The sequence below is a fragment of the Chryseobacterium daecheongense genome (assembly GCA_027920525.1).
Lineage (GTDB): Bacteria > Bacteroidota > Bacteroidia > Flavobacteriales > Weeksellaceae > Chryseobacterium > Chryseobacterium proteolyticum.
Genome location: CP115858.1, coordinates 3,055,953 through 3,069,277 on the forward strand (window position 1 = coordinate 3,055,953; position 13,325 = coordinate 3,069,277).

Annotated in this window: 11 protein-coding genes and 2 tRNA genes; 5 read left to right on the top strand and 8 right to left on the bottom strand. The window is 36.3% G+C overall.

Annotation, left to right across the window (positions count from 1 at the left end):
* Positions 1-68: 68 nt before the first annotated feature.
* Positions 69-2,600, bottom strand: a complete 2,532-nt coding sequence (locus PFY10_13520) for an ATP-dependent Clp protease ATP-binding subunit (protein ID WBV55249.1) — start codon at positions 2,598-2,600, stop codon at positions 69-71.
* A 154-nt stretch (positions 2,601-2,754) separates the two neighbouring features.
* On the opposite strand from PFY10_13520, the gene PFY10_13525 reads away from it, so the two are divergent.
* The 5 genes from PFY10_13525 to PFY10_13545 are packed head-to-tail and all read left to right on the top strand — an operon-like array spanning position 2,755 to position 6,414.
* Positions 2,755-2,979 carry a uroporphyrinogen decarboxylase gene (locus PFY10_13525; GenBank protein WBV55250.1) on the top strand — a complete coding sequence of 75 codons (225 nt, stop codon included), beginning with the start codon at positions 2,755-2,757 and terminating at the stop codon, positions 2,977-2,979.
* Positions 2,979-4,073 carry a glycosyltransferase gene (locus PFY10_13530; GenBank protein ID WBV55251.1) on the top strand — a complete coding sequence of 365 codons (1,095 nt, stop codon included), beginning with the start codon at positions 2,979-2,981 and terminating at the stop codon, positions 4,071-4,073. The genes PFY10_13525 and PFY10_13530 overlap by 1 nt, the downstream gene beginning before the upstream one ends.
* Before the next feature lie 46 nt (positions 4,074-4,119).
* Positions 4,120-4,539 carry a SufE family protein gene (locus PFY10_13535; protein ID WBV55252.1) on the top strand — a complete coding sequence of 140 codons (420 nt, stop codon included), beginning with the start codon at positions 4,120-4,122 and terminating at the stop codon, positions 4,537-4,539.
* Between the two features lie 2 nt (positions 4,540-4,541).
* Entirely contained in the window at positions 4,542-5,507 is a 966-nt protein-coding gene (locus PFY10_13540; GenBank protein WBV55253.1) for a glycosyltransferase family 9 protein, read from the top strand.
* A 4-nt stretch (positions 5,508-5,511) separates the two neighbouring features.
* Positions 5,512-6,414 (top strand): glycosyltransferase, encoded by a 903-nt coding sequence (locus PFY10_13545; protein WBV55254.1) that lies wholly within the window; start codon positions 5,512-5,514, stop codon positions 6,412-6,414.
* A gap of 76 nt (positions 6,415-6,490) precedes the next feature.
* On the opposite strand, the gene PFY10_13550 is transcribed toward PFY10_13545, so the two are convergent.
* The 7 genes from PFY10_13550 to PFY10_13580 form a co-directional block, all read right to left on the bottom strand.
* Positions 6,491-7,393, bottom strand: coding sequence for a hypothetical protein (locus PFY10_13550; GenBank protein ID WBV55255.1), 903 nt, complete (start codon positions 7,391-7,393; stop codon positions 6,491-6,493).
* A 4-nt stretch (positions 7,394-7,397) separates the two neighbouring features.
* Positions 7,398-10,184 carry a hypothetical protein gene (locus PFY10_13555; GenBank protein WBV55256.1) on the bottom strand — a complete coding sequence of 929 codons (2,787 nt, stop codon included), beginning with the start codon at positions 10,182-10,184 and terminating at the stop codon, positions 7,398-7,400.
* Between the two features lie 2 nt (positions 10,185-10,186).
* Entirely contained in the window at positions 10,187-10,657 is a 471-nt protein-coding gene (locus tag PFY10_13560) for a DUF4280 domain-containing protein (GenBank protein WBV55257.1), read from the bottom strand.
* 54 nt (positions 10,658-10,711) lie between these two features.
* Complete coding sequence (locus tag PFY10_13565; protein WBV55258.1) at positions 10,712-11,695, bottom strand: hypothetical protein; 984 nt, start codon at positions 11,693-11,695, stop codon at positions 10,712-10,714.
* A gap of 137 nt (positions 11,696-11,832) precedes the next feature.
* A tRNA-Val gene (locus tag PFY10_13570) sits at positions 11,833-11,907 on the bottom strand.
* 33 nt (positions 11,908-11,940) lie between these two features.
* Positions 11,941-12,015, bottom strand: a tRNA-Val gene (locus PFY10_13575).
* A gap of 42 nt (positions 12,016-12,057) precedes the next feature.
* Positions 12,058-13,302, bottom strand: coding sequence for a bifunctional folylpolyglutamate synthase/dihydrofolate synthase (locus tag PFY10_13580; GenBank protein ID WBV55259.1), 1,245 nt, complete (start codon positions 13,300-13,302; stop codon positions 12,058-12,060).
* Positions 13,303-13,325: the final 23 nt, after the last annotated feature.

Genomic DNA, 13,325 nt, shown 5'->3' on the forward strand with positions numbered 1-13,325 from the left:
TAAAATTTTAAATAATAAAAAAGCACGGAAAATACTTCCGTGCTTTTTATTTTAACAAAATTATTTATTTATTGAGAAGACTTTTCAGTCGTCTTTTTGGTCTTTTGAGCCTTGCCGGTTAATCCGTCTTTAGCTTCATTTACATCAAGAACAATTGTTTCTCCTTCATTTAATTGCTTGTTTACCAGCATTTCTGCCAATAAATCCTCAATGTATTTCTGGATTGCTCTTTTCAATGGTCTTGCACCAAAATCTTTATCCCATCCTTTTTCAGAAATAAAATCTTTAGCTGCTTCAGTTAAATCAACTTTATATCCTAATTTATCAAGTCTGGTGTAAAGCTTATTTAATTCCAGATCAATGATTTTCTTGATATCAGTCTGTTCAAGAGAGTTAAAGATCACGATGTCATCAATTCTGTTCAGGAATTCAGGAGCAAATGCTTTCTTAAGGGCATTTTCAATTGTGCTTCTTGCTCTGTTGTCTGTATTTGACTTCTTAGCAGAAGTTCCGAATCCAACACCATCCCCAAAGTCTTTAAGGTCTCTTGTTCCGATGTTTGAAGTAAGAATAATGATCGTGTTTCTGAAATCAATTTTTCTACCTAAACTATCTGTAACATGTCCTTCATCCAGAATCTGTAATAAGATATTGAATACATCAGGGTGAGCTTTTTCAATCTCATCAAGAAGAACTACCGCATAAGGTTTTCTTCTCACAGCTTCAGTAAGCTGACCTCCTTCCTCATATCCAACATATCCCGGAGGCGCACCTACCAATCTTGATACGGCGAATTTTTCCATATATTCACTCATATCAATTCGGATCAATGCTTCATCTGAATCGAAAAGTTCTCTTGCCATTACCTTGGCAAGCTCAGTCTTACCAACACCGGTTGTTCCTAAGAAGATAAATGTTCCGATCGGACGATTTGGATCTTTAAGACCCGCTCTGTTACGTTGAATAGCTTTAACTACTTTTCTTACAGCATCTTCCTGTCCGATAACTTTTCCGTTCAGGTTGTTGTCCATCTGAGCTAATTTATCAAGCTCATTTTTACCAACTTTGGTTACAGGAACACCACTCATCATGGAAACTACCTCTGCAACGTTTTCTTCTGTAACCGTTTCTTTTTTCTCTTTTACATCCTTATCCCACTGATCTTGTGCGGCATTAAGCTCCATTTGAAGTCTTTCCTCCTCATCTTTAAGCTTTCTGGCTTCAAGATAATCCTGAGCTTTTACAGCTTTCTGCTTCATTTCTTTGATGTCCTCAATTTTCTTTTCGAATTCAATGATTTCGGTAGGAACTTTCATGTTTTTGATATAAACACGGGAACCTGCTTCGTCCATTGCATCAATCGCTTTATCCGGTAGGAAACGATCTGTAATATATCTTGATGTAAGATTCACACAAGCCAATATGGCTTCTGGTGTATAAATCACATTATGATGCTCTTCATACTTATCTTTGATCTGATTTAAAATCTGAATGGTTTCGTCAATAGAGGTAGGCTCTACCATTACTTTCTGGAATCTTCTCTCTAATGCTCCATCTTTTTCAATATATTGACGGTATTCATCCAAAGTAGTGGCTCCGATGCATTGAATTTCTCCTCTTGCAAGAGCCGGCTTAAACATATTGGAGGCATCCAGACTTCCTGTAGAGCTTCCTGCACCTACAATAGTGTGAAGCTCGTCAATGAATAGGATAACATCCCTATTCTTTTCCAATTCCGTCATGATCGCCTTCATTCTTTCCTCGAACTGACCACGGTATTTCGTTCCTGCAACTAAACTTGCTAGATCCAGTGTGATCACTCTTTTACCAAAAAGAACTCTGGAAACCTTTTTTTGCTGGATTCTTAAAGCTAATCCTTCTGCAATAGCAGATTTACCCACTCCGGGCTCTCCGATAAGAAGCGGATTGTTTTTCTTTCTGCGGGAAAGAATCTGAGAAACCCTCTCGATTTCTTTCTCACGTCCGATTACAGGATCCAACTTCCCATCCCTTGCTAAAGATGTAAGGTCTCTACCAAAATTATCCAGCGTAGGAGTTTTGCTCTTTGCAGCGCCTAAATTTCCTGCCGGTTTTCTCATCTGCTCAAATTCTTCTCTTTCATCATCATCATCATAAGCACTCATCTGAGGTGATTGTCCGGAATTTTTAAGCATTGTCTGGTACTCTCTTGAAACGCCTTCATAGTCGATATCGTAAGCGCCTAATATATTTGAGGTGGGATCTTCATATTTATAAAGAATACCTAAAAGTAAATGAACGGTATTAATTTCATTACTTTTGTATTGTCGGCATTCTAACTCTGCACGTTTAACGGCATGATCTGCCATTTTCGTGAAAGAAATATTGGTTACCTCCTCAGAAATAGGATTAAGACTTGCTGTATTTAGAGTTTCAATTTTTCTTCTGATTTGTGTTAAATCGGCATTAAGGTTTTGAAGGATTTCTTTTGCAGAGTTTTCTGTTTTTATAATACCTAAAAGTAGATGTTCTGTATTAAGAAATTCACTTTTCAGCCTTTTAGCTTCATTTTTGCTCTGTTTGAACACTTGGCTCAAACCTTGTGAAAACTTATAATCCATAATATATCTCAATTAGAATAAAGATAGAATTATCTTTTATTCATTATTCTAAATTACAAATATTTTACCAAAAATCAATTAATGACTTTATGGCAGAAAAAAGTTTTATTATCTTATTGAAAATGACTAAGTTTGTGTCCCTTAAATTTTTCTTATGAACCCCGAAATTGCTGCTTATATAGGATATTCTGCTTCACTTTTTCTTGTGTTGAGCTTTATATTGAAAGATGTAAGAAAAATTAGAATCGTAAATATGATCGGCTGTATTTGTTTTGTCATTTATGGTATCTTTAACGGAATGCTCTGGCCGGTTATTATACCCAACGGATTGATCTGTATCATACAGATTTACCATTTAATGGCCGGAAAGAAAAGTTAATGAAAAAAAAGATAATTACATCTGCTTTTAGTAATCTTTATACAGATCAGCGAATAGAAAAGGTCTGTCACACCTTGTATGAAAACGGATACTCCCTGGAACTGATCGGAAACGACTGGGGTGGAGCTGAGAAAATCACAAGACCTTATCCTTTCTCAAGAATTATGCTGGTTTCTAAAAGTTTAAAGACGGCTTATTTTGAATTTAACTGGAAATTGTACAAAGAACTGAAAAGGAAAGCTGATAAGAATACCATTCTTCATGCTAATGATATTGACGCTCTTCTTCCCAATTATCTTATCGCAAAAAAATTAAAGATCCCTTTAATTTTTGACAGTCATGAAATTTTTTCCGAAATGCCAGCCATTCAGGGCAAAATGTCACAAAAAATATGGCGTTACCTGGAAAAAAAAGTACTTCCTAACTTAAAATTCATGATAACAGCCAGCGGAAGTTATGCAAAATGGTTTAAAGAAAAATATCATGTAGAGGCTACAGTGGTACAAAATGCACCAAAAAAAATAAACTTTCCAATAGATATTCCCGATAATAAGCCTAAAGTATTTTTATACCAGGGTGCAATAAATCCTTTTAGGGGAATTGATAAAGCAATTCTGGCTATGCATCATATTGATGATGCTGTTTTCAAGATTGCAGGAGATGGTCCCAAAAAGAAGGAATATGAAGAGCTGGTAGCTCGTGAGAATCTACAGCATAAAGTTGAGTTTTTGGGCAAGCTGGTGCCTGAAGATCTAAGAAAAATTACTCTTACCGCAGATGTAGGGATGAGTATCGAGGAAAATGGCGGGGACAGCTACTTATACTCCCTTCCGAATAAAGTCTTGGACTGTATTCAGGCAAGGGTTCCATTAATTATGGCTGATCTCCCTGAAATGCGTAATATAAGAATGCAGTTTGATGTTGGTGAGATCATTAAGGACCATCAGCCGGAAAATATTGCAGATGCTGTTTTCAGAATTTTAAATAAGGGAAGAAAGGGTTATCAGGATGAATTGAAAAAAGCCTCGGAATTGCTTTGTTGGGAAAATGAAGAACTAAAACTTCTGGAAGTTTTTAGAAAGGCATCTCAATAAATTATCTTTACAAAAATGGTATCTTTGCATAAAGAATTGTTAAAAGATGACCATTAAAGAAAAACAGCAGGAAATAATAGACGAATTTGCATTTCTTGACGATTGGGAGCAGAAGTATGAATATATTATTGACCTTGGTAAAGAATTGAAAGGGCTTTCAGAAGACAAGAAAACAGATGCTAATCTTATTAAAGGATGCCAGAGTAAAGTATGGATTGATGCTGAATTTAAAGACGGCAAACTTTATTTTGATGCTGATTCTGATGGTATTTTACCAAAAGGAATTGTTTCTCTTCTGGTTAGTATTTACAGCGGGCATTCTACAGAGGAAATTCTGGATTCGGATTTCCAGTTTATTTCAGAGATCGGACTTCAGGAGTTTCTTTCTCCTTCCAGAGCCAATGGACTAATGGCAATGACTAAACAGATTAAATTTTATGCAGTTGCCTATCAACTGAAGTCGTAGTTGTGACAAGAATTTTAGCATATCGTTTTTCCGCTTTTGGCGACGTTGCGATGACAGCGCCCGTTTTTCGTGAATTCCTTGAACAAAACCCTGATGTAGAAATCGTAATGGTTTCCAGAAAAAATTTTGAAAGCTTGTTTTCAGATATTCCCAACATTATTTTTAAAGGAATTAACCTGGATGATTATAAGGGTTTTTTTGGATTAAACAGATTGGCCAATGAGTTAATCAGAGAATTTCATCCGGATTTCATAGCTAATTTGCATGATGTAATCAGGACGAAGGTTCTGGATAAAATCTATAGGAGAAAGGGATACAAAGTATTCAAGATCAATAAAGGAAAAGAAGAAAAGGAAATTCTTACCGATGTCTGGAATCTGGATAAAGTACAACTGAAAAAAACCGTCGAGCGATATGCAGACGTATTCCGGGAAATGGGGTTTAAAGTGAACTTATCCAATAAATTAAGGCCATCAACACAGCAAAAGTCCGGGATCGGATTTGCTCCTTTTGCACAACACAAAGGAAAGATGCTTCCCTTGGATAAATCCTATGAACTCGTTAAAATTTTAGCCCAAAAAGATAAAATATATTTCTTCGGAGGCGGAAAAAATGAAACAGAAACCCTGGAAAGATGGGAACGTGAAATTCCGAATACCCAAAGTCTTTCCGGAAAATTAAACCTTAAACAGGAGCTGGATACAATTGCAGAACTTAAACTGATGATCTCAATGGATTCTGCCAATATGCACCTTGCCAGCCTTGTGGGAACAAGATGCGTTTCTATCTGGGGATCTACACATCCTTATGCCGGTTTTTTAGGGTTTGGACAGAGTGAAGATGATGTGGTGCAAATTAAAGATTTAACATGCCGGCCTTGTTCAGTATTTGGAGATAAGGAATGTTTCAGAGGAGATTGGGCATGTCTGGAAGAGCTTAATATTCAGAAAATCATTGAAAAAATCTGATGAAATGAAAATTACAATCTGCATTCCTGTCTATAATTTTGATGTCCGGGAATTAGTTTCTGATTTGGAAAAAGAAATTACAGCAAAGACTTTTAATGCAGAAATCATATTAATCGATGATCGGTCTGAAGAACAATTTAAACAGATTAATAAAGTTCTCGAAGATAAAGTAGAAAAATTGATCTGTCTGGAAAAAAACATTGGGAGATCAAAAATCCGCAATCTGTTTCTTTCCTATTCAAAGGGAGATTATTTACTTTTTCTTGATTGTGACGGTAAGATAACAAGTGACCGTTTTCTAGAAAATTACATACAATTTATAAAAGAGAATCCGGATACAAAGGTGATCTACGGAGGGCGAGTTGTCTCAGAATCACCGGTTGATCAAAACCATTATTTAAGATGGAAATTTGCCGTAGAGCGTGAGAATTTACCGGTTTCGCTTCGTGTGGAAAATCCTTACTTGAGCTTCCAAACAAATAATTTTATCATTGATCGGAATATCCTCAAGAAAGTTCCGTTTAATCCCGAATTTCAAAGCTATGGGTACGAAGATCTGTTATTTGCAATGGACTTAAAATCCAGTCATATAAAAATTAACCATCTACAAAATCCTGTATTCAACAATGATGTAGAAGATAATCAACTCTACCTTGAAAAAGTAAAAGAATCGGTAGGTAGTTTATCTCAAATGCTTCAAAACAAACAACTCAGTGCAAAACTTTCCGAAATTAAACTGGTAAAAGCGTACAGGGCTATAAAAAGGCTTGGTTTAAAAAGCTTATTTACCATTTTCTTTAGGGTTAGCAGGCCAAGGATAGAGCGTAAGCTTTTAAAGGGAAATATCAACCTTAAATACCTTGATTTTTATAAGCTGGGATTACTACTGAATGTAGCGGATATCTGAAAGATTTTCTTTATTAGAATCATTTCAGGTAAAAATGAAGCATTGACAAAATGCCAATGCTACGATTGAAAATTAATTATCTTATTACTTCTAGAGGAGCGCCTTTTTTTGGACGATGAAGTACCAATTCATAGATTTCTGTACTTTTGTCTTTAAGTTTTGCCTGCAAAGCTGATTCATCTTTATTTTTTTCATCAGTCCTGATTAAAGCAACCATTCTTCCATTACCATAAAAAACCATTTTATAATTGTCTATCGGTAAAACTTCAACGATATTCTGAATCGTTTCCGATGTTTCTGCCTGGTCCTTTTTGCTCTCAGCAGAAGAAAGATATAAGGCCTTGTCAATTTCGGCATCTCGGACTTTTGTTTTTGTGAGAAAACTACCAATATCTTTTTTCTGCAGAATTTCCCTGAAATGATTATAAGTCTCTAAGACCTCTTTCAGAAGAGCATCTTTATCTTCATTCAACAGAACAGCGGAGTGGGACCATCCTGATACCTGATAGGGAACATTAGAAGTAAAATCCCAGGATTGAGTAATCTCTTTTGAGGGCTTACTGGTTTCTGCATTAAACTTACAATCTACTATTACCTCATAGTCAGGGGAATCAAATGAAGCATACTTTAAAATTCTGAATTTATAATATTTAAGCTCGTTTTCATCCAGTTCTTTATCCGACTTCAAAATAACTTTAACGGTTTGTTTTCCCGGGCCTAAAATTTCACGATTAATAGGCAAGGTCAACGATGTTCCGCCATTTTTGTAATAATAGGCAACCAGGATATCATTAATGTAAACCTGAAAATCGCCAGCTGCATCAAGGCTTAATGCATATAAAGGTTGAGAAGCCATATTTTGTGTTGTTTTTTTTTCGTAATTACTTTTATTTGATGGAGATGTATGAGACGCTGTATCTTTTTTTTGACAGCTTATCATGTTGAATAGCAATAAGCCAAATAATATCTTTTTGTTCATTGTATTAATATTTATGTTCTTCTCCGGCTCCAAATGTCATGCTGACTGGATTTCCGGAGTAGCTTGGGATCAGTTTAAAAGGATCAAGTGTTTCCGGAGCTTTATTTTTGGAGTTCCTCTTCATGGAAAATTTGTAATAAACAGTAACCATAAGTCCTGAGAACTTGGTTGTAAAGTCAAATTTATTATCCCAATCGAAATTAGGGCTTGCTGTAATTTTGAATGAACAGTCTGCTCTTACCCCGGCCTGAAGCTCTACCTCAGGAAACTTATTGATCTGCTTAGCGCTCATGGTAAGGCCCAGTTCAAGTTCAAGTTTCCCTCCCAGTGTTCCGGAAAGGGTTAAATCGGTATCGAATTTATTGCCTTCTTTTGCATCATTCCATTTTACATAGGCTTCCTCGATTGCCAGATTTGCATAAAATATCAAATCAATACGATAGGTAATGCTTAAGGCATTCATGGATATTTTTTCAATGAGCCAGGTCGTTAGGTCCAGGAAAGTAATAAACTTTCCATAAACAGGAATTTTATCAGCTAAGGCCAATAAATCAATTTTAAGCTCACCCCCAATGAGGGGAGAACATTTTACCTTTCCGGCAAGTTCAAGGCCAACGAAGTCCCCTGTTTTTGCAAATTTCCAGCTAATCCCTGCTGATGGAGCAGGAGGGAGGAGTGAAAGGCTCATCATGCTCCTTCTTCCTGCCAGTGAAGGAGGAAGGGCCTCTGCTCCCTTTCTGGCCTCTTTTGCTCCTGCAATATCATCTACCGTATCATAAACCGATTTTAAAATGCCCAGCATTTTACGATACTTTTCGGCAAATTTCCAACTGAGTTCATGGGAGACACCTCCATTATATGAGACCTTGGCGGAAAGTCCAAAATTCCCTTTCATATCTCCCATGTAACGGTTAGCAGAAGTGGCAATTTTTTTTTGTCCGTCTTTGATATTCTTGTTTTCGTTTCTCTCTTCTCTTCTTAAGTCGGCCAGGGCAACAACATCCCCTTTTGTTTTAAGGTCTCCTACTGAGATGGTGTCTCTTGTTGCTTTACTTTCCGTACCATAGATATTATAGGTTGGCTCAGAATTTCCGTACCAAACAGGGTCGGAGGTATTGTAAAGGAAGTTTAGTGACCATTCTACATCCGGGAATATCCTGATTTTAACAAGTTGATTAGGATACCGACAAGTAGAAACAGGAACAAAATACGTTTGTATTTTTTCTTTTGATAGCCAGAAGTAATTGACCAGCCAGGATTCTGCCACAGGAATATCATTGAATTCTTTATCTCCGATAGCTGTAGTTTTGTTGTAAATGTAGGAAAGGTTCAGTTGGAGTTTATTTTCTCCAATAAAGCTGTAATCCTCATTCTCTTTCCATCCCTGCACGTCTGCTACATTTCCTGACGGGGCTTTCGTTTCATCAGCGTAAGCATCAGTATCATTTGCTTGTGTGGGATCATTTTTTACGGATAGTACTTTATTTGCGTAATGGGGAACCAGAACAGTATCTAATAAAAAAACATGTTGCGGGATATTATGTTTTTGGTCTTTAGGAAGTAAAACTCCCGTACACAAAACATTTTTATTCTGAAGGTTATCCAGGGTTATGCTTATTTTTTTCTTTGTTTTATCTCCTATTACAAGGTCAAAAGTATTTCGTGTATTGTCTATCCTGTCTTTGGCATCTTCATCAAATATAACATAGGGAGATCGTTTTTTATCATCCTCATCGGCTATCGTTATTTTGCTGTATCCGCAGGGATCATATTCTTTTTTAAGATATTCAATGTCTCCTATATATTGAATCTGATTATTTTTTTGTTTTTCAAATTCACCGAAAAGGGCACTCATATCATTATAAGGGACCAATAGGTCGGGAGAAGTGTTAAAGATCCATTTTCCTTTTTCCATTCTTCCCCAGTTTGAAGTGTCTTTTTCAGAGTCATATTCACCTTCCTGGGTAAGAAAACCTTTGGGTAGAAGAACAGGTCCTGTGAATCCTACATAACCTTTTAACCTTAGAAAGAACTTTTCATCCTTCTTTTCTTTATTGTGATTTTTTTGCCATTCGGTATTCAACTGAAACTTTAAAGATTTTACCGTGTTGTAAACGAATGGTCCCGGATTGGTAATTTCAATTCTTTGCTGTTTGGAAACGACCTTACCTTTGTTAATGAGCTCAACATCAAAAATGAACTTTGAAAGGCTGTTGTTCCAGTCGGGAAGCATGTGCGTATAAACTTCTACATCTACTGTTTGCCCATACAACGCTTTTTTTTCATTATTTGTCAAAGGAATATACCCTCCTTTAGGAAATTTAAAATGACAGTATAAGACCTGTGGTTTATCAATAACAACCACTCTCATGGCTTCTGTACCATCTGTTTCAGGGAAATTACTATAAGGGATTAACAGATAGATGACTCCAATACTTTTAGCACTTGTTTGAATGTCACCGGCAGTGAATACTTTGTTGTTTCCTTCAAATATTTTGTAATCCTTGTTTTCTTCGTTTTGGGCTTTTATTGTTGTAAAAAAGTCATTCGGCCCAAGGTTTGGGTAAAGTTGTTTAAATGATGTCCAGATATGCTCTCTTATAAGGAACCACTTCACTTCCTTCATTGTAGATTCCGGATTTCGGGTTCCTTTTCCCAGACAGGTTTTATCCAGGTAAGCGGTAAACGAGTTTCTGGCAGGGCTTAGTTCCACAATGGATCCGGAACCATACTTCCTGACGTTTTCTTTGGGCTCCTTGATCAGAGCTTTTTTAATCCCAGCTGTACCCATACTTAAAATCCAAATTTATAAAACTCCTGCGTATCATGCTGTGACATATTGATAACAGGATTTACATGTGACTGAAGCTCTTCATCTGCCTTTTTTATATTGCTTTTGGAAGGTTCTCCAATTTGTCCGGTTTTAATAATGCTGATGCAGTCTTTACCACCGATAGGGCATGTTGCTTTGCTGTCTTCCAGTAAAACATAGCCATCAGGTGGAGAGTATTTTTCTTTTTCATAATAACCACTCCATTCAGTAACAACAGCTACACAAGGTGTATTGAGTTTTTTTTTGCATGAACCAAAGCTGTTTTTTTCAAAAGTAGATCCTATATCTTTATGTGTTGCAGCCAGTTTAGAGCTGCCATTAAGGTCATTGATGAAGAATTTTTGCTGCGTAAGTACCTTTAATGTATCGGGAGTAGTACCAAACTGACATTGGCACAAGGCTCCCTGTACTACTTTCTCTTTTAAAGACATATTAATGTAATTTGTGTGGTTTGTAAAATTAGTGTTTTTTATACAAATGGATTTTTACCAGTCATTTTCATATATGTTTTTATAAAATCCCCATTTGTTAGGTTCTGAAACTACAAGTCCGCCCGTAATAAAAGGGCTATCCTTACTTAGTTTCTTGTCAGAATACTCTCCGTTATGGAGCTGAAACTGATTGTAGCTGATTCTTTTAATTAATTTTTTTTCCCCCGAATAATCTCTGGTGAAAACTTCAAAATATGCCCGGGTATGCATTGGGAAATGATGGTATACATCCAAATCAAAGGTGACCTTAAGAGACATCCAATATGCATCTTGATTAAAAGCATTTGCAGGAATAAAATATAAGTCCGCAGGTATTTCTGCACTTTTGAATTCAATAATAAAAGAATGATAATCTGTCGGAATCTTTTGAATGGTCTGAATTCCGGGGAATCTTAAGGGATTCTGATAAGGAATTACAGCCAGAAATAATGCTGTTGATGTTTTTCTTGTGTCTCCATAATCAATGAATTTAGGATGGAAAAAGAGATTCCAGAACCAGTCATAATGCAGCCCGTTCTCTATTTCTTTCTTATTTTCCATTTTATGGTCAACAGCGGATAAGAATTTCTCCAATGGCTGTCCCGAATACTTTTCAGATAATTTTAACTTCTCGCGGGACCATCGGGTTTTAATTTCATCAAAATTTGTAATTTCATTAGTGCCCGTTCCTTTTTCATTGATTTGGGTCTGGACAGGATATAGGGATTTCGAAATGGATTCGGCTAATAGCTCGCTAATGTTATCGGCTTGATGCTGATTAAAGTAGATGTTTTTTTTATCAATTGTTAGAAAACCTTTCCCGTATTCGAGGTTTAATTCAGTAGTAATTTCATAATCAACCCTTTTATCCGGCGTTTCTTCATCATTTGAAAAATACTTTATTGAAACTCCATACTTTCTTGAGGGGAGCCCTAAAGGGTTTATTCTCAGAGTATTTAATCGTCTTAATATTTCTTTTTTTGATAATATAACATCCATAGCAAAAACATTTTAACCTATCAGACATGTGTTGTGTTGATCAAATTTAATGAATTGAATTGAAAAGACTTGAAAATTTAAGGAATTAAGGTAAGATCAAAAAAGAAAGATCTCCCAATTTCTTGAGAGATCTTCTGTGGGTCCTGAGGGATTCGAACCCCCGACCCTCTGGGTGTAAACCAGATGCTCTGAACCAACTGAGCTAAGAACCCGAATTTTTTTGAAAGGTTTCGTTTCCTTTTCTGTGGGTCCTGAGGGATTCGAACCCCCGACCCTCTGGGTGTAAACCAGATGCTCTGAACCAACTGAGCTAAGAACCCTCTATACTTGTTTTCTCGTTTAGAGTGGTGCAAATATACGACTTATCTGGAAATCTCCAAATTTTTTTCTAAAAATTCTCCTACTACAAAGTTGCTTCCGCCAATAAAAATCATTTCGTCATTTGTACATTCTTGTTTTGCAGATAAATACGCTTCCTGTACAGAATCAAAAATTTTATAAATTATTTTTGCATTTATAAGCAAATCTTCATAATCTTTCGGATGACGTCCTCTGTGAATCGATGGTTTTGCAAAATAGAATGTAGAATTTTCAGGTAATAAACTCATCACTTCATCTATTTTTTTATCATTAACAAAACCTAAAATCACATGCTTTTTACAGCCAATGGAATTAAGCTGCGAGAAGACCTGTTCCAGACCAGCTTGGTTGTGCGCTGTATCACAAATAGTAAGCGGGGTTTTTGAAAATTCAAACCACCTGCCAATAAATCCGGTATTCTCATGAACATGCAATAATCCGTTTGTAATGTTTTTCTCAGAAATTTCAACATTCAGTTTTAACAACTCATCAGTTAACGCTAAAACCACGCTGATGTTTTTCTGTTGATAGTTTCCCTTCAGATCTGAAGCGAAACCCGATGACAATGTGGTTGCATCGACAAATGTTGCATTATTTTGATCCGCTTTAGTACGGATGATATCTTTTACAACTTCATTTTCATCACCGGATATAATAGGGATTCCGTTTTTGATAATGCCTGCTTTTTCCCGGGCTATTTCTTCTATAGTATTTCCCAGGATATTCTGATGATCCAGCTGTACATTAGTAATAGCAGATACCAAAGGCCTTATAATATTGGTTGAGTCCAGTCTTCCTCCCAAACCTACCTCGATAATTGCAAAATCTACCTGCTGTTGATAAAAATATTCGAAAGCCATTATGGTGGTAAATTCAAAAAACGAAGGCAAAATATCGTTGGGTAATGTTTTTAATTTTGTGATGAAATCAAAAACGAATTCTTTGTTACAGTTTTTCCCGTTTACTTTGATACGCTCTGTGAAATCAATAAGATGTGGAGAATTGTATATTCCAACTTTGTAGCCGGCTTCCTGAAGAATAGAAGCAAGCATATTGCTGGTTGAACCTTTACCATTGGTGCCTCCGATGTGAATACATTTTATTTTTTCCTGTGGATTGTCAAAAAATGCACATAGCTTGGTTATATTGTCAAGTCCAGGCTTATAAGCCTTCTCTCCGTCAATCTGATAGTTGGGTGCCTGCACGAAAAGCCAGTCAACGGCTTCCTGATATTCTTTGGTTGTCATGATGCAAAATTCTCAAAAGTTTT